We start from the raw sequence: 19,933 nt of genomic DNA on the forward strand, positions 1-19,933 counted from the left end.
AATTATTTTTTAAGTTTAACTTCCTTGTCTTTATACAGACCCGTTCCAACCGGGATTATGCGACCCAAAATTACGTTTTCTTTCAAGTCCTCTAATCGGTCAAATTTACCCGCGATACTAGCCTCGGTTAGAACCTTCGTAGTCTCTTGGAAGGACGCCGCCGAAATGACGCTATCGCTTCCTACGGCCGCACGAGTTACACCCAGCAGTACGGACTCTGCGATCGCAGGCTCGCCGCCCATCTTTACGATCCGCTCATTTTCCTCTTTAAATCTGCGGCGGCTGATCAGATCGCCGACGATAAGCTGAGTATCGCCGCTATCGACGATTCTGACTTGGCGGAGCATCTGAGATACGATGATCTCGATATGCTTGTCGCTAATAACGACGCCTTGAGAGCGATAAACCTGTTGAATTTCGCTGATCAGATAATAATGCAGCGCCTTTTCGCCTAAAATTCTAAGCACGTCATGCGAGCTGATAACTCCGTCGGTAAGCTTCTCGCCTGCGTGGACGAACTCGCCGTTTCGCACTTGGATCTGGCGACTCTTATCGATTAGATACTCGGCGCTCGTTCCATCCTCACCCTCGATTACGATGCGCTCTTTTGCGCGCAGTGCTTTATCGAAACGGACGGTTCCGTCGATGTCTGCGATGATCGCGGTATTTTTCGGGCGGCGAGCCTCAAATAGCTCCGATACGCGCGGCAAACCGCCGGTGATATCTTTTGATTTTGCAGCAGCTTTCGGCGTTCTAGCCAAAATATCCGCAATCGCTACCTGATCGCCCTTATTCGTAAAAATCGCAGTCTTCGGTCCTAGGTTGTATTTGATAGGCTCGCCCTTGCTAGGAGTTACGATAATAGCCGGCTTGACGCCTTGCGGAAGGTACTCGTTGATAACCAAACGGCTTTGGCCGGTAGTCTCGTCATATTGCTCCGTAGCGGTATATCCAGGCTCGATATCCTCAAAGCCGATCTTACCCTCGCACTCTGCAGCCACAGGGATAGAATACGGATCCCACTCGGCGATAATTAATCTGTCGTCTTTTTTAGGCTTGGCGATAAGATCTTCACTTTTTACGACGCTATTATCATCATAGGTAATGACAGATTCGCGCGGTATGTAGTGGCGGATCGCCTCTCTGCCGTTTTTATCGGAGATGACTACATACATGCCCTTCTCGCTTACAACGTGACCTTTTTTGATATCTCTTAGCCTCTCTAAATAATCACCTTTGAGGATGAAATACTTAAGCGTACCATTTGCTCCCGCTTTGATCTTTTGGGTTACCGGCTCGCCGTCTTTGACGCGAAGTTCGCTTGCAAACGGAATTCGAGTAGGGATATTCCAGTCTTCTTTTATAACCTCTACTAAACTATCATTTTCTCCAACGGTTTCGCCGTCTTTAAATACGATGTAGAATTTCCCCTCAACTTTACCGCTTACGCCCGCAAGCTCGGTAGGCTTGGCTAGATCGTGGCGTCGGATGGTATATTTAAATTCTTCTTTCTTGCCTTTTAGCGTAATATTCACATCATCATGAGTTATATCGATGCTTACCTTGCCGGTAATTGGAGCTTTGATCTTTGGCTCAACCAAAAGCACCGCGGCGTTTCTGCGGTTCATTACGATATTTTTGCCGCCGTTTTCGTAGGTCTTTACGTTGTAATATCTGATAAAGCCCTCCTTATCGGCGATTACTTGACGATCTTGCTGCTCGGTAGATGCAGTACCGCCGGCATGGAAGGTTCGTAGCGTAAGCTGCGTGCCCGGTTCGCCGATGGATTGCGCCGATATGATACCGACCGCTTCACCCGGTTTTACCAGCTTGCCCTCTCCCAAATTTACGCCGTAGCACTTCGCGCAAACCCCTTTTTCAGCCTTGCACGTAATAGGCGTACGGATGCTTACGGATTTGATGCCGGCATCGACTATGGTGCGTACCTCATTAACGCCTAGAAGCGTGCCTTCAGTAAATAAAATTTCATTCGATACTGGATCAATCACATCCGAGCTTAGCACCCTACCCATAATCCTATCGGCTAGGCTTTCTATTTGCGTTCCGTTCTCTACAATCTCGGTAACCTCGATACCCTCGTGCGTGCCGCAGTCGTGCATCGTAACTCTGACGTTTTGTGCGACGTCGATCAGCTTTCGCGTTAGATATCCCGCATTTGCAGTCTTGAGTGCAGTATCGGCAAGACCCTTACGCGCGCCGTGGGTCGAGATGAAGTACTCGTTTACATTCAGACCTTCTCTAAAATTTGAAGTGATCGGCGTCTCGATGATCGAACCGTCTGGCTTACTCATCAGACCTCTCATGCCCGCTAGCTGCTTGATCTGCTCCGCGCTACCGCGTGCACCGCTATCGGCCATCATATAGATCGAGTTAAAGCCGTCCTTATCCTTCTCCATCATCTTCATCATCTCATCGGCTAGCTTCTTACTAGTGCTGGTCCAGATGTCGATCGTTTTATTATAGCGCTCGCCGTCAGTTAGCAAGCCCGCGCCGTATTGGTTCTGAACCTCTCTGACCTGCTTTTTAGCCTCTTCTACAAGACCTGCTTTAGACTTCGGCACGATGATATCCGAAACGGAGATCGAAACGCCCGCTTTAGTCGCGGATTCAAAGCCTAAATTTTTAAGATTATCCAAAAATTCCGCGCTTATCTCAAGGCCGCCGTTTTTATAGACGTAATCGACAAGCTCGGCGATATCCTTTTTCTTCATAATCTTATTCCAAAGATGATCCGGAATAAAGCTAGGCAGGATCGATTTGATGATCAAGCGGCCCGCGGTCGTAAAGATAATGCGGCGATCGATCATCGTTTTGATTTTAGCGTGGATATCCAGAGCGTTTGCCTCCACGGCGAGCATTACCTCATCGACGTTTGCAAAAATTTTATTCGTTCCCTTAGCGCCCGGCTTTTCGAGGCTTAGATAATAAATTCCCAAAACCATATCCTGGCTAGGCACCGCGACGGGCTTTCCGCTCGCAGGAAGCAAGATATTCATCGAGCTTAGCATTAAAATTTTGCACTCCGCGATCGCCTCTTGGCTAAGCGGCACGTGCACCGCCATCTGATCGCCGTCGAAGTCTGCATTGAACGCGGCGCAAACTAGCGGATGCAGCCTGATAGCCTTGCCCTCGACGAGCACGGGATGAAACGCCTGAATAGACATCTTATGAAGCGTCGGCGCGCGGTTTAGCATAACCGGGTGATCCTTTACGACCTCCTCCAAGCACTCCCAAACTTCATTGATCCTATTTTCAATCATCTTTTTAGCCTGCTTGACGGTCGTAGCATAGCCCTTCTCTTGCAGGCGTGCGATTAGATGCGGCTTGAATAACTCAAGCGCCATAGTTTTAGGCAGACCGCACTGATCCATGCGTAAATTTGGACCTACGACGATGACGGAGCGACCCGAAAAATCCACACGCTTTCCGAGTAAATTTTGACGGAAGCGACCTTGTTTACCCTTAATGATCTCGCTTAGAGATTTAAGCGGTCGCTTATTGGCGCCCTTTACGGCGTTAGCGCGACGTCCATTGTCAAAAAGTGCGTCCACCGCTTCTTGAAGCATTCGTTTTTCATTACGAATGATGATCTCGGGTGCATCGAGCTCCATCAGCCTTTTGAGTCTAGAATTTCGATTGATGACGCGGCGGTATAGATCGTTTACGTCCGAAACTGCAAATTTACCGCCCTCAAGGCTAACGAGCGGGCGTAGATCGGCAGGCAGCACGGGCAGATTTGTAATCATCATCCACTCGGGCTTATTACCGGAATTTAAAAAGCTCTCGACGACTTTTAGACGCTTGACGATAGTTTTTTTCTTCGCTTCGGAGTTTGTGTTATCCATCTCCTCTTTCAAAGAATTTAAAATTTCAACTAAATCAAGCTCAGCTAGCATATCGCGGATTACCTGACCACCCATTTTGGCGACGAAGCCTGTCTGCGAAAAGCGCTCTTTTAAGCTCTGATACTGCTCCTCATTTAAAACGTCGTATTTTTCGACCTTTTTAGAATTTTCGTTGTCGTAAAATGCCTCGCCTGCACTTTCTACGATGTAAGCCTCATAATAAAGCACGCGCTCAAGATCTTTCATCTTGATATTTAGAAGCGTACCGATGCGGCTAGGCAAGGAATTTACGTACCAAATATGTGCTACCGGCGTTACCAGCTCAATATGCCCCATTCTAGTACGGCGAACCTTCGAGCTCGTGATCTCGACGCCGCACTTTTCGCACTTCCAGCCCTTATAACGCATCTTTTTATATTTACCGCAGATGCACTCATAATCTCTTACGGGGCCGAAAATTTTAGCGCAAAAAAGTCCGTCGCGCTCCGGCTTAAGCGTGCGGTAATTGATGGTTTCGGGCTTTTTGACCTCGCCGTGGCTCCAAGCCTTGATCTGCTCGGGACTAGCAAGCCTGATTGCAAACGCGTCGAAGTCGTGGACTCTGGCGTCCTCTTTTATTTCTATTCTTTCTAAATTTGAATTATCGCTCATTTATTCTCTCCATTCTCGTAAATTTCAACGTCTAGAGCAAGCGATTTAAGCTCGTTTGTTAAAACAAAAAATGTCTCAGGAATTCCTGTAGACGGAACGTTTTCGCCTTTTGTCAGCGCCTTATACGCAGCCAAGCGTCCGTCGACGTCGTCGGATTTGATCGTTAGCATTTCGCGGAGCGTATATGCCGCGCCGTATGCCTCCAGAGCCCAAACTTCCATCTCGCCGAATCTTTGACCGCCGAATAGCGCCTTGCCGCCGACCGGCTGCTGCGTAACTAGGCTGTAAGGACCGGTGCTTCTTGCGTGAACCTTTTCGTCGACTAGGTGGTGCAGCTTGAGATAATACATGCAGCCCACGTTTACGCGCTCTTTGATCTTTTCGCCGGTGCGACCATCGTAAAGCTCGGTCTTACCGTCCTGATCGATACCCGCCATTTCAAATAGCTTTTTGAAATCCTCCGGCACGATGCCTTCAAATATCGGAGCGGAAAATCTCACCCCTTTCGCCCAGTCTCTAGCGTATTTCAAAAGATCTTCGTCGCTGATCTTCTCAAGCGTTTTTTTAGCCTGCATTAGCTTGGAAACGCCCGCGATCTCAATCATTTTGGCGCGAAGGGTTTTTATCCATTCGCCCGTTTTCTCCTCTAAAATTTTAGCGATCTGCTCGCCTAAGCGCCAGCCCACAAGACCTAAGTGGCTCTCCATTATCTGGCCGATATTCATACGGCTTGGAACGCCGAGAGGATTTAGCACGATATCCACGCGCTGTCCGCTAGGCAGATACGGCATATCGACCTCAGGGACGATATTTGAGACGATACCCTTGTTTCCGTGGCGACCCGCCATCTTATCGCCCACTTTTAGCTTGCGCTTAGTTGCTATATAGACCTTTACGAGCTTAACGACGCCGCTTGGCAAGATATCGTCTTTTTCTAAAATTTCGATCTTTTCGTCATGCTCCTCTTTGAGCTTGCGCTTCTCGTTTTGGAAGTGATTTTTTAGCTCTTCGTATTCCTTCTGAACAGCTTTAGAATAAGCCTTAACGAAGGAATTTAACGTAAAGCGGTTGGAGCTTTCAAGCTCCTCTTTTTTAACCTTATCGCCCTTTTTATAATCTTTTTTATTTAGGCTTTGATCGCTTTGCAAAGCGCTTTTAGAAAGAAGCGCCACTACCTTTAGCATCTCTTCGCGATCAAGCATCAAAAGCCTATCGTGATGCTCCCTTTCGAGCTCGGTTTTTTCATCCTCATAGGCTTTGTTCGTGCGTGGATCCTTCTCGTAGCCCTTTTTGGTAAAAATTTTAACGTCGATTACCACGCCTTCCATAGAGGCGGTCGCGTAGAGAGATTTATTTACCACATGTCCCGCCTTCTCGCCAAAAATTGCGCGCAAAAGCCTCTCTTCAGGCGTCGGTTTAACCTCGCCCTTCGGAGTTACCTTGCCTACTAGGATCATGCCAGGTTTGACGTGAGTACCGATCTTTACGATACCGCTATCATCGAGGTGGGTAAGCTCCTCCTCTTTGATATTAGGGATGTCGCGCGTGATCTCCTCCACGCCGTCTTTAAGCTCTCTAGCCTCGATCTCCTTTTCATAAACATGCACGCTGGTGTATTCGTCGGCACGAATCATCTTTTCGCTCATGACTACGGCGTCTTCGTAATTGTAGCCGTGCCACGGCATGAAAGCTATAAGGGCGTTTTTGCCGATCGCAAGTTCGCCGCCATCCATGCTAGGGCCGTCGGCTATGATTTGACCCGCCTTTATCACGTCGCCTTTGCGCACGATAGGACGCTGTGAAAAGGTAGTGTTTTGGTTAGTGCGTAAATTTTTCTCCATCGAGTAGTGATCGATAAACGGCCCCTTCTCGTCCTCGCCTAAAATAAAGATATTTTTATTATCGACCTTTTCTACGACGCCGTCGCGACCGGCCTTGATCGCTTCCCACGAATCGCGTGCGATGATCGCCTCCATACCCGTTCCGACGATAGGGGCGGTAGAGTGCAGAAGTGGTACGGCTTGGCGCTGCATGTTCGAGCCCATAAGCGCGCGATTAGCGTCGTCGTGCTCTAAAAACGGGATCAACGACGCCGCTACGCCCGCGACCATACCGGAGCAAAGGTCTATCAAAGAAATATCCTCGCGCTTGGCCATAATATTTTCGCCGTCTTTTCTGACCTCTAAAAGCTCCTCTACGATATTACCCTCCTCGTCCAATTTAGCGGACGCAGGAGCGATTACGAGCCCCTCTTCCTGCGTAGCGGTAAGATAGACGATCTCGTCGGTAACCTTACCGTTTACGACCTTTTTATACGGAGCCTCGACAAAGCCAAGATCATTTACCTTCGCATAGGTCGCTAGGGTATTGATCAGACCGATGTTTTGACCCTCAGGGGTCTCGATAGGGCAAATTCTACCGTAGTGCGTAGGATGGACGTCACGCACCTCAAAGCCTGCGCGTTCTTTAACTAGTCCGCCTTCGCCCAGCGCAGATAGACGACGCTTATGCGTAACCTCGCTAAGCGGGTTGGTCTGATCCATAAACTGGCTTAGCTGGCCGCCGGTGAAAAATTCCATAAGCGTAGTGGTGATGGTTTTAGGGTTTACGAAATCATACGGCATAAGCTCGTCTAAATTTCCGCTAATGCCGGTAAATTTATCTTTGATCGCCTTTTGAACCTTGATAAATCCAAGGTGCATCTCGTTCGCCAAAAGCTCGCCGATCGAGCGGATGCGGCGATTGCCGAGATTGTCGCGATCATCGATGAAGCCGTCGCCGTTTTTAACTCTAATTAAATATTTCGCCGTCTTGATAATATCCTCGCTGGTTAGCACGGTTACGTACTCCGGCGCCTCGATGCCTAGTTTATGGTTCATCTTCATACGGCCGACTTTAGTTAGATCGTAGCGCTCCGGATTAAAAAACAGATCGTTTACGAAGCTCTTTGCCGCTTCTTTTACCACCGGCTCGCCCGGGCGCATAACCTTGTAAATTCTAATCGCGGCCAGATCATTCTCGTCGTCTACGCCCTCGCTTTGCTGCAAGAGCTTAAGCGCGTCCGCATCTTGAATAAAAGAATTTATGATAGAAGTGTCTACGCCGCTAGCTAGGTCGTTGGCGATCGTAAATTTTTTCTCGGTGTTAGCGATCTTGGCTAGCTTGCCCTCATCTAGCGCAGTTAGCGAATCAAAAAGCACCTCGCCGCTGTTTTTATCAACGATGGCGTCGGCTAGGTAGCGCTCGGCTAAAATTTCAACCGGATACTCGATGAGTTTTAGTCCGTCCTCTGCTAACTTCTCTGCTTTTTTGGATGTTAGGCGCTTGCTTGCTTGATGAAGCACTTCGCCCTTTTCGTTTATAATGTCGTAATCGAGCCTGCCCACGTATTCTTTCGGATCGAAATCGGTTAGGAATTTTCCTTTTTTAATATAGATCGTCTTAATAGGATAAAATAATTTTATGATGTCTTGTTTTTTGTAGCCGAGTGCGCGAAATAGGATCGTGATCGGAACCTTGCGCCTTTTATTTATGCGCACATATAGTACGTCTTTTACGTCGTATTCGAAATACAGCCAGCTGCCGCGATCAGGTATTATTTGAGCGGTGTAGATAAGTTTATTTAGAACCGTAGGGCTCTCTTCCTCTTTGAAGATTACACCCGGGCTTCTGTGCAGCTGATTTACGACGACACGCTCTACGCCGTTTATGATAAATGAAATTCTGTCGGTCATTAAAGGAATGTCGCGAATGAATATATCTTGTTCTTTGATCTCTTTTACGCCGATTTTTTTGCCCGTCTTTTCATCGCGCTCATGCACGAGCAGACGGAGCTTCATCTTTAAATTTACCGAATAAGTAAGCCCTCTTTCCATGCATTCTCTAATCGAATACTTTGGCTTTGAAATTTCGCTACTTACATACTCGATACTTAGTCTATTCTGTGCATCGTGGATAGGAAAAATGGCTTTGAAAACCTTCTCTATGCCGCTTTCTCCACCCGAGTTATCAAGATTTAAAAAATGATCAAAACTTTTCTTTTGTAGTTGTAATAAATTCGGAATTTCGATGTCTTTGGGAACCTTTGAAAAATCCACCCTAAGACGATTTCCTGAATATAGGCTGTTTAACATTCCACTACCTCGTAGTTGTATTTTAAAGAAAGAAGTGCCGCTGCGACGCACCGGCACACATTTGTATGCGAAATTTTAAAATTTCGCGATTTATTTGAGTTCGACTTTAGCGCCTGCTTCTTCAAGCTCTTTTTTAGCCTTCTCGGCATCTTCTTTGTTAAGTCCCTCTTTAAGAACGGACGGAGTAGCCTCAGTAGCGTCTTTGGCTTCTTTTAGGCCAAGGCCCGTTAAGGCGCGAACAACCTTAATTACATTGATTTTCTTATCGCCTGCATCAAGCAATACGACATCGAATTCTGTTTTCTCTTCAGCCGCTGCCGCACCTGCGCCGCCAGCGCCTGCGCCGCCTGCTACCATAACCGGAGCTGCGCTTACGCCGAATTTTTCTTCGAATTCTTTAACTAGTTCGCTAAGCTCTAGCACCGAAAGATTAGAGATATACTCTAAAACATCTTCTTTTGAAATTGCCATTTTATTCTCCTAAATTTTAATTAAGCGCTAGCTTCTTTTTTCTGCTTAAGCGCATTTAAGCCGATCGTAAAATTTTGAATCGGCGCATTCCATACTTGAAGTAACATCGCGATAAGCTCGTCTCTCGAAGGCATCTTCGAAAGCGCTCTAACCTTATCTACGCCGGCTACTTCCCCATCGATATGAGCGGTCTTAAGCTTAAAAATTTCGTTTTTCTCTTCAAATTTAGCCGCTACTTTACATACAGAAAGCTGCTCGCCCCATAAGAAGATATTGGTATCTTTAAAGCTAAGTCCGTTTTTTTCGGCATTTTTTAATGCGATATTAGCTAGGGTGTTTTTAATAACCCGAACCTTTACGCCCGCTTCGCGCGCGCTATTTCTAAGATCTTCAAGCTGCTTAACGCTAAGGCCTTTAAAATCGGAAATTACTATAGCTTCGCTAGCCTTAAAAGCCTCGCCAAGCTCCGCTACTATCTTTGATTTTTCGTCTCTCGTCATTAGGTCTCCTTTCCGATCGGTGATTTCAAGCCAAGCGATCGAAATTTTAAAATTTCGATCAATTAAGTTAAAAACCTTGAGCTATCTCCAATCTAAGATAAAAATTTAAAATTTTATTTTAAATCGATTATTTCTTGATTATCCAGCGTAACCGCAGGACTCATAGTAAGTGAAAGCGATGCATGAGTTACGTATCTACCCTTCGCAGTCGCTGGCTTATGCTTATTTATGGTTTTGATAAACGTCGTAATATTGTCTAAAAGCTGCTCTTTGCTAAAGCTCGCCTTGCCAAGGCCTGCGTGGATATTTCCTTGCTTATCGACGCGGAAATTTACCTGTCCACCCTTAGCATTTTTAACGGCCTGAGCGACATCCATAGTAACGGTACCGGTTTTAGGGTTCGGCATAACGCCTTTTGGACCGAGAATACGACCTACCTTACCGACTAGTCCCATTAAATTTGGAGTGGCGATAAGAACATCGAAATTTATATTTCCCTTTTGAATCTCTTCGATCAGATCATCGGCACCCACGATATCGGCACCTGCTTCGCTAGCCTCGCTAGCTTTTGCGTCTTTTGCAACCACGGCTACTCGAACGCTCTTGCCAGTACCAGCAGGCAAAACGACCGAGCCGCGCACCATCTGATCGGCATGTCTTGGATCTACGTTTAGTTTAAGAGCGATCTCCACCGTCTCGTCAAATTTAGCAGAAGCTAGAGTTTTTACTGTGCTTACCGCTTCGTCTACACTATAAATTTTATTTACGTCAACTTTTTTTAAAAGTTCGTTGAATCTTTTTGAATTTTTTGGCATATATTTCTCCGCAATTAAAGTGCTACCGCTTTTTTAAACCTTAGCGGTCAAAAGGTCTAGTCAGTGACCGTAATACCCATAGAACGAGCCGAACCCGCTATAATCCTAGCAGCCTGCTCTCTATCTTTGGTATTCAGATCGGCGATCTTTTTCTCGACGATCTCTAAAACTTGAGCCTTAGTTAAGGATGCTACCTTCTTTTTAAGAGGATTGTCCGAACCCTTATCTATCTTCGCCGCTTTTTTGATCAAATCCGTCGCAGGCGGTTGCTTAGTGATGAAAGTAAAGCTTTTATCGGCATAAACCGTGATAATGACCGGAATATTAAAGCCCGCCATATCTTTGGTTCGCTCGTTAAACGCTTTGCAAAATTCCATAATATTAACGCCCTTTTGACCTAGTGCAGGACCTACCGGCGGGCTTGGATTTGCTTTTGCGGCCGCTATTTGCAGCTTGATTTCGCCAACAACTTTCTTAGCCATAAATTTACTCCTTATAAAATTTAAATAATCTTTTCAACTTGCGAATATGAAATTTCAATCGGCGTGCTTCGTCCGAAGATCGAAACATTGAGGCGAAGCTTGCCATGTATCATATCATACTCTTCTACGATGCCGTTGAAATTAGCAAAAGGTCCGTCGACGATCCTAACCGTCTCTCCGTCTTCGAAATTTATCTTCGGCTTAGGAGCCTCGCGATTATTGATCTTTTCTAGAATTATCTCGATATCTTTTTCCGGTAGCGGAGAGGGTTTTTTCGCCTCGCCGATAAAGCGACTTACCTTAGGCAGCATCTGAATTCTATGCCATAAAGTGGTATCCAAATCTAAATTTGCAAAACAATATCCTGGATATAAGCTACGCTCTTTGATGGTTTGCTTTGTATTTTTGACCTCTATAACATCTTCGGTAGGCACTAGCACTTCGCCGATCTTAGCCTCAAGTGCTTCGTCTTGTTTTAGCGCTTCTATCGCGCGCTTTACCGCCATCTCGCTGCCGGCGTAAGTTTGTATCGCATACCATTTATTTGCCATATTACGATCCTTACTTAAGCAGTTATCAAAGCGGACATAATAAGATCCACTAGCGCTAAAAACAGTGCGATAACTACGACTACGACTACTACAGAGATATATGCTGTTTTAGTCTGATCTTTAGTCGGGAAAATTACCTTATCTAACTCTACTTTTGCTTGTTTATAATACTCTTTTACTTTTTCCATACCCAATCCTCGTGGCAGGGCAAGAGGGATTCGAACCCCCAACCATCGGATTTGGAATCCGGCGCTCTACCGTTGGAGCTATTGCCCTATAACAATTAGCCTTTTAACTTGACTTCTTTATGAAGCGTGTGCTTTTTTAATCTAGGGCAATATTTTTTAAGTTCTAGTTTTTCGGTCGTAGTTTTGCTATTTTTATAAGTAGTATAGTTAATATCGCCACTTTCGGAGCATTTTAATCCGACCTTTACTCTACTTGAATTCTTTGCCATTTGGTTTCCTTGAATAAAAAAGCAAGCGGAATTTTAAAATTCCGCTTGCAAAAAATTAAGCGATGATTTTCGAAACGACGCCTGAACCTACGGTATGACCGCCTTCGCGAATCGCGAAGCGAGTACCTTGCTCAAGAGCGATCGGAGCAATTAGCTCAACGGTGATTTTAACGTTATCGCCAGGCATTACCATCTCCGTTCCCTCAGGAAGGGTAATCGAACCGGTAACATCTGTCGTACGAACGTAAAACTGCGGTCTATAATTATTAAAGAATGGAGTATGGCGTCCGCCCTCTTCTTTAGTTAAGATATAAACCTCGCCCTCAAATTTAGTATGAGGAGTGATAGATTTTGGTTTACATAAAACCATACCGCGCTCTACTTCCTCTTTCTTAGTACCGCGCAATAAAACACCTACGTTATCGCCGGCTTCACCTTGATCCATCTCTTTTCTAAACATCTCAACGCCAGTGACGGTAGTAGTTTGAGTAGGTTTAATACCTACGATCTCGATAGTATCACCAACTTTAACGATACCTTTTTCGATTCTACCGGTTACAACGGTACCGCGACCGGAGATCGAGAAAATATCTTCGATCGGAAGAAGGAAATCTTTATCAGTATCGCGAACAGGGGTTGGGATATAGCTATCAACTGCGTCCATAAGCTCCATAATCTTTGCAGACCATTCGCCGTCTTGTCCAGCCTTAGCTTCCTCAAGAGCCTTAAGAGCAGAGCCCTTAATGATTGGGGTCTCGTCGCCAGGGAATTTATACTCTTTTAAAAGATCTCTAACTTCCTCTTCGACTAGCTCTAAAAGATCCGGATCATCGACCATATCGGTTTTGTTTAGAAAAACTACGATATAAGGAACGCCTACTTGGCGAGAAAGCAAGATGTGCTCGCGAGTTTGAGGCATAGGACCATCTGCAGCAGAGACAACTAAAATAGCGCCGTCCATCTGAGCCGCACCGGTAATCATATTTTTTACGTAGTCGGCGTGGCCAGGGCAGTCAACGTGAGCATAGTGACGTTTCTCGGTCTCATATTCGATGTGAGACGTAGCGATAGTAATACCGCGCTCTTTTTCCTCTGGAGCGTTATCGATATTGTCGTAGTCCTTTAGCTCAGCTAGACCTTTCCTGGAAAGAACAGCAGAAATAGCAGCTGTCAAAGTAGTCTTACCATGGTCAACGTGACCGATGGTACCAATGTTTACGTGTGGCTTGTTACGATTAAATTTTTCTTTAGCCATCATATCCTCCGTTATTGATTTGTGGATTACACAACAAACTAAGCGACTCTATTTTATGGAGCTCATAGCGGGACTTGAACCCGCGACCTCTTCCTTACCAAGGAAGTGCTCTACCTCTGAGCCATATGAGCCTAAACTCAGGCAAAGAGAAATCGCTACCAATACCCAACAATGCGACCAAAATTTAGATTATGTAAGCATATAAAAGCAGTTAAGTTTTACAGCTCCCAGTAAACCTAAATGGTGGAGCGGGAAACGGGGCTCGAACCCGCGACCCTCAGCTTGGAAGGCTGATGCTCTAGCCAACTGAGCTAATCCCGCATCAAAAATTCATGGTGGTGAGACGTGGATTCGAACCACGGAAGGCAAAGCCAGCAGATTTACAGTCTGCCCTCGTTGGCCACTTGAGTATCTCACCCTTTGATGAAATCTGGTCAAACACTGTTACAAAAAATGGAGCTGGTGGACGGGATCGAACCGCCGACCCACTGCTTACAAGGCAGTAGCTCTACCAGCTGAGCTACACCAGCATTTTGAAATTGAAGTGGCAATTATAACCGAAAAATCCCCAATTGTCAAGGCTAAAACAGCCTATTTTAAAATTTCATAAAATTTCTGCTATAATGCGCGCAATTTTAAATTTTAAGGAATTTTATATGAAAATCGTACCTTGGATCATAATAGTTTTTATGATTTATTTGATTTATTATTTTATCTCCCGCTCCGAAAAGCGTCTAAATACCCTTGAAAAGCGCCTAAATAAGATAGAAGAAAACTTAAGCGAGATAAAAAAGGCTACCGAAGCCAACAGGCTTTTGATCGAAGAAGCAAAGCTGGACTCTGAAGATGACGCAAAAGAGCAAGAATAAAATTAAATTTAAATCCATGATCTCGCTAGCTTAGCCTTTTTGCCAAATATCTCGTGCTGAAAATTGTGAGTATATTTTATGCATATTTTGGCATTTTTGAAAGAAATTTTGCCGCAACGTCGAAACCGCGAAGTGCAAGAAGCTCATACGTAACTAATTCTTAAATTTTACGAAATTTAAAATTCGCGCTTTAATCCTGCAACGCTAAGCAAATCCACGCGAATTAATAAATCAAAATTCCAGCCATTAGCCGCAAATTCCATAGAATTTCAAATAATACCACCTAAAATTAGAATTCCTGCTAAAATCCATCTTACAATTCAACTTCTTAAAATTTTGCGCAAATCCCTCAACAAAATTCTAAACCACAAAATTTTAGTATTTAAAATCATATTACTCAACCCCGCCGCAGCAGCAAAGCCTATGGGTTCCACCGCACGCCATTTCAGGCTGATATATCAGAAAGCTCAAAAGCGCAGACCGCAACCTCTACAAGCTAACGATAAAATTTAATCATAATTTTTAAAAACCAAAATTTCAAAAGCACGGAATTTTGTCCCAGGATTTGAATTGAGTAAAAGCAGGCGAAATGCAGGAGCTTCTAAAACGCAAAATTTATCCATTGGAATTTTCCTCGCCCATAAGCGCCTCAGCGATGAGCTCCAACGGATTTACGCACCTCGTCTGCGAGCTGCTTAAAAAAAGCGAATTATTTAGCTGCATCCTGCACGCGCTGCACTCGGCAGAGACTACGCGCACAGGCAGATCTGCCATTGCGCGCGCCTTAGCTAATCCTGTTTCACGCGCGAGCTCGTAACGCTCGGTCTGCATCGTCACACCGCCAAATCCGCAGCATTTATTAAGTTCATCCATCTCGATTATTTCGTAGTTTTGAGCGAGCAAGCCGCGCGGTTCTTTCCAAATACCCTGCATTTTGCGGGCATGGCACGGATCGTGATAGGTAATCACTAAAGCCCTTTTGCCGCGGCGCATCAAAAGATCACTTAAGTTTGTAAATTTATAAAAGTATTCGCTCGCCATAAAAATTTTACTCGCAAGCTTTTGCGCACGGGCTTTCCATTGCGGCTCATTTTCAAAAAAATGCGCGTAATCCACCCGTAGCATTGCAGAGCATGTAGCCTCGGGCACTATAATCGCATCAAGAGCAGGCAGAGCTTTTTCGAAATATGCTATATTAAATTTTGCCGCGCGTTCAACCGCTGCAAAATCTCCCGTAAAATACGCAGGAGCGCCGCAACAGGCTTGTTCCTTCATCAAATTTACGTTTAGCTTTAGCGCTCGCGCAATATGTAAAATCGCCTCGCCTACGCCCGTGTAAGCGTAGTTTGCCATGCAGCCTATAAAAATTCCGATAGTTTTTTCGCCGCCGTTGTCGATAAATTCTGCGTGCGAGTTCATAAAGCTCTTTTTCGCAGGAGCAGGCAACAAGCGCTCTTTTTTAAGTAGTGGCAAGTCAAATCTAGGCGACATAGAGCTTTGCGTATCTTTTCGCATCTTAAAGCCACAGCTAAGAAACACGTATCCAAGCGCTGCTGCTAGATCCAGCGCTTTGCGGTGCCCGAGCAGCCAAAACGCAGCTTTTTTGTACCACGCGATGCCAAATTTTTCCGCAATGCGCGCGCGAACATTCTCGATTGCCGTATCTATGGGCAAAGACTCGCCGCAAATATCTACGCAGTTGGTGCATAAAAAGCAGCTCTCAAAAATTTTCTTAGCGTTTTTATCAAGCTTTAGCTCATTCCTGCCGTAAGCGCCCAAAAGATCCACAAATCCGCGCGGGCTCGTTACTTCATCGCCGTTAATGCCATAAACCGTGCAGACTTGGATGCATTTACCACATTTTACGCAACGCTCGCTAAGTGCCGCAAAATCGAACGCTCCAAGCTTTGCCCTACTCATAGCCGCGCCGCTTAAACGGTTTTTGAAAAGCGCTTTTCGCCCAAATTTTTACCCATATACTCATCAAAACACATCGCGATATTACGGATCAAAAGCGTGCCGGTAGGCGTTACCGAAATTCTATGCGGCGAGACTTGCACGAAATCCTTTAGCGCCTCAAGCTGTTTTAGGCTAGCACCAAAATGCTCGAAAAATTTTATCTTAAATTTCTCCTCGATCGCCTCTATATCGACGCAGAAATTACTCATCAGCCCCATAATCACCTCTTTGCGCAGCAGATCCTCTTCATTTAGCAAAATGCCCCTGCAATACGGCAGCCTGCCCGTATCAATCGCGGCTTCATACGCGTCCATATCTTTGAAATTTTGCGCATAGTGTCGCACGCCTTCGCCGATGCTAGTTAGCCCGATGCCGATCAGATCGGCGCCGCCCTTGGTCGTGTAGCCCTGAAAATTACGGTGCAACGAGCCGTTTTTAAGCGCAGCGTGAAGCTCGTCCGCGGGCTTTGAGTAGTGATCCATGCCGATCATCTCATATCCGTTCGCGCTCAAAAAATCATGGGTAAATTTTAAAATTTCAAGCTTTACTTTGGGTTCTGGTAGTGTCGTCTCGTCAAATTTACGCATAGATTTTTTGATCCACGGCACATGCGCGTAGTTAAAGATCGCAAAGCGGTCCGGATCAAGCGAAAGCGCAAGCTCCAGCGTGCGCTTAAAGCTAGCTAGACTCTGATACGGAAGGCCGTAGATCAGATCCATATTTATCGATTTTATCCCCCTCGCGCGCGCCATAGCTATGACGTCCCTCGTAAGCTCGAAAGGCTGGATGCGGTGGATCTCCTTTTGCACCTGCGGATCGAAGTCCTGCACGCCGTAGCTGATGCGGTTAAAGCCGTTTGAAACGAGCACGTCAAGCTGCTCGGCGTTTAAAAATCGCGGATCGATCTCACAGCTGATCTCGGCTTCAGAGCTAAAATTTGTAAAATATTTTTTGATATTTTTTATGTGGCGCGCGAGCTGTTCGGCGCTAAAATATGTAGGCGTGCCGCCGCCGAAGTGCATCTGCACGACCTGGCGTGAGCCGTCCACGACGCCGCTTAAAATTTGCATTTCGCGCTCGATATAGTCCAAATACCGATCCATCTTGTCGCGCTTGCCCGTGTAGATTACGTTGCAGCCGCAAAAATAACAGGCGGAGCGGCAAAACGGCATGTGAAAGTAAAGCGACAGCGGCGTGGAGCTTTTCTGATTTTTCAATTCGTTCAAATACCCGTCGTAGCTGAAGTTTTCGCTAAATTCCAAAGCGGTCGGATAGCTCGTATAGCGGGGCCCAGGGCGCGAAAATTTCGCGTAAGCGTCGAAATCTATGCTATTCACGGCCGCCCGCCTTGGTTTTGATAAGCTCTTCGATGTCGATGAAAAGGTTCGGATGCAGGCTTTTTACGCGCGAGACGACGGCGTCGACGTCTAGGCTTAATCTTTTTGCATTCGGATCTGCGCCCGTTAGCCTTCTGATCTCATCCATGCACACGATCCACGCGTCGCCGAAATCTACCGGCGTATGCTGCAAGATCGAGCGCTCAAGCTTGAGGTTAAAATTTTCCTGCATCGCGTTTTTGGTCGCGGCGATAAGATTTGCAAGCGATTTTATCGAGATCATCGTGTGCACTTCGTTATTTTCGTCGATGCCGAACCACGGCTCCTCGTCGCTCCACGAGCCGCTTTTTAAAGTGAGCTTTTTCTCGTTGTCCTCGCCCTGTGAAATTTCAAAAACCGTCCTTTTCGAGCTATCCAGCCCGAAAAATTCGCTCGCTTTGTCGATCTTTTTTAGCGCCTTATCTTTTTCTTCCATGCGTTCTCCTAAAATTTATCTTTTTTGATCCAGCCAGACCATGACGCCCTTTTGCGCGTGCAGGCGATTTTCCGCCTCTGCAAAAATTTCATCCGCGTGCGCTTCAAACACGGCCTCGCTTACCTCATATCCGCGGTACGCCGGCAGGCAGTGCAAAAAGATCGCGCCGCTACCGGCTAGAGCCATTAAGCTTTCATCCACGCAAAAGCCCGCGAAATCGCGAATTCTTTGCTCCTTTTCGGCTTCTTGCCCCATCGAGACCCAAGTATCGGTCGTCACGACGTTTGCACCCGCTACCGCTTCTTTTATATCGTTCGTTATTAAAATTTTGGCACCTGAAATTTCGGCATTTTGCCGCGCCTGCGCTAGTATCTGCGGATCGGCCTCGTAGCCCACGGGCGTCGCTACTCGCAGCTCAAAGCCAAGCTTGCTGGCAAGCATGAGCCACGAGTGAGCCATGTTGTTGCCGTCGCCCACGTACGCGGCTTTTATCTTTGAAATTGAAGTGCCGTGCTCCACGATCGTCATTAAATCCGCCATTAGCTGCACGGGATGAAATTTATCGCTTAGCCCGTTTATCACCGGCACGCGGCTAAATTCCGCAAGCTCTATGAGCGTCTCATGGCGATTTACGCGCGCCATGATTAGATCGCACATTCGCGAAATCACGCGCGCAGTGTCTTTGATCGGCTCACCGCGCCCGAGCTGGATGTCGCGACTGCTCAAAAATAGCGCGTGCCCGCCGAGCTCATTCATCCCTACGTCAAAGCTAACGCGCGTCCTGGTCGAGCTTTTTTCAAATATCATCGCCAATTTTTGATCTTTCAAATATGGCTTGAAATTTCGCGCTTTAGCCTCTTTTTTAATCTCAAAGGCTAAATTTAAAATTTCGATTATCTCGTCTTTGCTAAAATCGTTTAACGTAAGAAAGTGCCTCATATCGCTCCTTTTTGGTTAAATTTTACACTGTTTTCGCTTACGTAGCGTTTTATTCGGCTTTAAAATTTTAAATTTACGCTACGTGCCGCGAAGTAAATTTCAAAAACAAGTCTCGCCGCTACCGTGAAATTTTAAAATTCCAAAATTCTTAAAATTTTACCTGCGCGAGTTTAGAATTTCCGCGATCTCTTTGGCGTGATAGGTGATGATCATATCCGCGCCGGCGCGCCTTATGCCTATCATCGTCTCCATCATCACGCGCTCATAATCGATCACGCCCGCTTTTTTGCCCGCCTGCAAAAGCGAGTATTCGCCGCTTACGTTATACGCGCAGATCGGCAGCAGCGTGCGCTCCCGTAGATCTCTGATCAGATCCAGATACGCAAGCGCGGGCTTTATCATCAAGATATCCGCCCCCTGCGCCTCGTCTTGCAGGCTTTCGTTGATCGCCTCAAATCTATTTGCTGGATCCATCTGGTAGCTGCTGCGGTCACCAAAACTCGGTGCGCTCTCAGCCACGTCGCGAAACGGCCCGTAATAGCCGCTGGCAAACTTCGTCGAATACGCCATAATCGGCAAATTTTCAAATCCGCCGCGATCGAGCGTCTCTCGCAGAGTTGCGATAATACCGTCCATCATGCCGCTAGGCGCGATCATATCCGCGCCCGCTTTGGCGTGCACTAAAGCCTGCTGCGCCGAAATTTCAAGCGTCGCGTCGTTATCCACCGTCTGATGCACATGATCGATGATGCCGCAGTGTCCATGGTCTGTGTATTCGCAAAAGCACAGATCGGTGATGACGAGCAAATTTGGAAATTTAGCCTTTATAGCGCGCAGCGAAGTAGCGATGATGCCGTCCTCGCTTAGCGCGTCCGAGCCGATGCTGTCCTTTAGCGAAGGAATTCCGAAAAGTAAAATTTTATCCAAACCAAGCGATATGAGGACCTCGCACTCTTTTAAAATTTCATCGACGCTCATCTGAAATACGCCAGGCATCGAGGCGATCTCCTTTTTGATGCCGCTTCCTTCCACCACGAAAAGCGGATAGATTAGAAAGCGGGTTTGCAGATCGGTTTGTCGCACCAGATCCCTAAGCGCGGGGTTTATTCGTAGCCGTCTAAATCGTTTAAACATTATTTTTCCTTTTTTAGCTAGAATTGTAAGATTTATAAT

General features: G+C 46.2%; 16 protein-coding genes and 5 tRNA genes. 1 reads left to right on the forward strand and 20 read right to left on the reverse strand.

The window, feature by feature from the left end:
- Positions 1 to 2 precede the first annotated feature (2 nt).
- The 15 genes from rpoC to Q0117_RS00950 form a co-directional block, all read right to left on the reverse strand.
- The gene (gene rpoC, locus Q0117_RS00880; RefSeq protein WP_297921276.1) at positions 3 to 4,517 is read right to left on the reverse strand and encodes a DNA-directed RNA polymerase subunit beta'; all 4,515 of its coding nucleotides are present in this window, start codon (positions 4,515 to 4,517) and stop codon (positions 3 to 5) included.
- Positions 4,514 to 8,650 (reverse strand): DNA-directed RNA polymerase subunit beta, encoded by a 4,137-nt coding sequence (gene rpoB / locus Q0117_RS00885; RefSeq protein WP_297921278.1) that lies wholly within the window; start codon positions 8,648 to 8,650, stop codon positions 4,514 to 4,516. Before rpoB ends, rpoC begins: the two co-directional genes overlap by 4 nt.
- 90 nt (positions 8,651 to 8,740) lie before the next feature.
- On the reverse strand, positions 8,741 to 9,121 hold the full coding sequence (gene rplL, locus Q0117_RS00890; protein ID WP_177386842.1) for a 50S ribosomal protein L7/L12: 381 nt from the start codon (positions 9,119 to 9,121) through the stop codon (positions 8,741 to 8,743).
- A 20-nt stretch (positions 9,122 to 9,141) separates the two neighbouring features.
- Positions 9,142 to 9,621, reverse strand: coding sequence for a 50S ribosomal protein L10 (rplJ, locus tag Q0117_RS00895; RefSeq protein ID WP_295152864.1), 480 nt, complete (start codon positions 9,619 to 9,621; stop codon positions 9,142 to 9,144).
- A 113-nt stretch (positions 9,622 to 9,734) separates the two neighbouring features.
- A complete protein-coding gene (gene rplA, locus Q0117_RS00900; protein ID WP_297921281.1) occupies positions 9,735 to 10,436 on the reverse strand; it encodes a 50S ribosomal protein L1 in 702 nt (233 codons plus the stop codon).
- Between the two features lie 56 nt (positions 10,437 to 10,492).
- The gene (gene rplK / locus Q0117_RS00905; RefSeq protein ID WP_005872629.1) at positions 10,493 to 10,918 is read right to left on the reverse strand and encodes a 50S ribosomal protein L11; all 426 of its coding nucleotides are present in this window, start codon (positions 10,916 to 10,918) and stop codon (positions 10,493 to 10,495) included.
- Between the two features lie 20 nt (positions 10,919 to 10,938).
- Complete coding sequence (gene nusG / locus Q0117_RS00910; protein ID WP_297921286.1) at positions 10,939 to 11,469, reverse strand: transcription termination/antitermination protein NusG; 531 nt, start codon at positions 11,467 to 11,469, stop codon at positions 10,939 to 10,941.
- 14 nt (positions 11,470 to 11,483) lie between these two features.
- Positions 11,484 to 11,657 carry a preprotein translocase subunit SecE gene (gene secE, locus Q0117_RS00915; RefSeq protein WP_005872632.1) on the reverse strand — a complete coding sequence of 58 codons (174 nt, stop codon included), beginning with the start codon at positions 11,655 to 11,657 and terminating at the stop codon, positions 11,484 to 11,486.
- A 12-nt stretch (positions 11,658 to 11,669) separates the two neighbouring features.
- Positions 11,670 to 11,745 (reverse strand) — tRNA-Trp (locus Q0117_RS00920).
- Between the two features lie 7 nt (positions 11,746 to 11,752).
- On the reverse strand, positions 11,753 to 11,926 hold the full coding sequence (rpmG, locus tag Q0117_RS00925; RefSeq protein WP_005872634.1) for a 50S ribosomal protein L33: 174 nt from the start codon (positions 11,924 to 11,926) through the stop codon (positions 11,753 to 11,755).
- 55 nt (positions 11,927 to 11,981) lie between these two features.
- Positions 11,982 to 13,181, reverse strand: coding sequence for an elongation factor Tu (gene tuf, locus Q0117_RS00930; protein ID WP_040304280.1), 1,200 nt, complete (start codon positions 13,179 to 13,181; stop codon positions 11,982 to 11,984).
- 56 nt (positions 13,182 to 13,237) lie between these two features.
- Positions 13,238 to 13,312 (reverse strand) — tRNA-Thr (locus Q0117_RS00935).
- Between the two features lie 113 nt (positions 13,313 to 13,425).
- Positions 13,426 to 13,502, reverse strand: a tRNA-Gly gene (locus Q0117_RS00940).
- 12 nt (positions 13,503 to 13,514) lie between these two features.
- Positions 13,515 to 13,599: transfer RNA gene (locus tag Q0117_RS00945), tRNA-Tyr, on the reverse strand.
- Positions 13,600 to 13,635: 36 nt separating this feature from the next.
- A tRNA-Thr gene (locus Q0117_RS00950) sits at positions 13,636 to 13,711 on the reverse strand.
- A 126-nt stretch (positions 13,712 to 13,837) separates the two neighbouring features.
- Between Q0117_RS00950 and Q0117_RS00955 the strand changes: the two genes are divergently transcribed.
- Entirely contained in the window at positions 13,838 to 14,050 is a 213-nt protein-coding gene (locus tag Q0117_RS00955; protein WP_297882846.1) for a hypothetical protein, read from the forward strand.
- A gap of 615 nt (positions 14,051 to 14,665) precedes the next feature.
- Here Q0117_RS00955 and Q0117_RS00960 read toward each other — a convergent pair.
- The 5 genes from Q0117_RS00960 to hemB form a co-directional block, all read right to left on the reverse strand.
- On the reverse strand, positions 14,666 to 15,970 hold the full coding sequence (locus Q0117_RS00960; protein ID WP_297921290.1) for a (Fe-S)-binding protein: 1,305 nt from the start codon (positions 15,968 to 15,970) through the stop codon (positions 14,666 to 14,668).
- A gap of 11 nt (positions 15,971 to 15,981) precedes the next feature.
- Entirely contained in the window at positions 15,982 to 17,346 is a 1,365-nt protein-coding gene (hemN, locus tag Q0117_RS00965) for an oxygen-independent coproporphyrinogen III oxidase (RefSeq protein ID WP_297921293.1), read from the reverse strand.
- A complete protein-coding gene (locus Q0117_RS00970; protein WP_297921296.1) occupies positions 17,339 to 17,821 on the reverse strand; it encodes a DUF2603 domain-containing protein in 483 nt (160 codons plus the stop codon). Before Q0117_RS00970 ends, hemN begins: the two co-directional genes overlap by 8 nt.
- 15 nt (positions 17,822 to 17,836) lie before the next feature.
- Positions 17,837 to 18,760, reverse strand: a complete 924-nt coding sequence (argF, locus tag Q0117_RS00975) for an ornithine carbamoyltransferase (RefSeq protein WP_297921298.1) — start codon at positions 18,758 to 18,760, stop codon at positions 17,837 to 17,839.
- Positions 18,761 to 18,916: 156 nt separating this feature from the next.
- Positions 18,917 to 19,894: a porphobilinogen synthase gene (hemB, locus tag Q0117_RS00980; RefSeq protein ID WP_297921300.1), complete on the reverse strand. Its 978-nt coding sequence runs from the start codon at positions 19,892 to 19,894 to the stop codon at positions 18,917 to 18,919.
- Positions 19,895 to 19,933: the final 39 nt, after the last annotated feature.

Origin of the sequence: uncultured Campylobacter sp., assembly GCF_937997535.1 — a bacterium.
GTDB lineage: Bacteria > Campylobacterota > Campylobacteria > Campylobacterales > Campylobacteraceae > Campylobacter_B.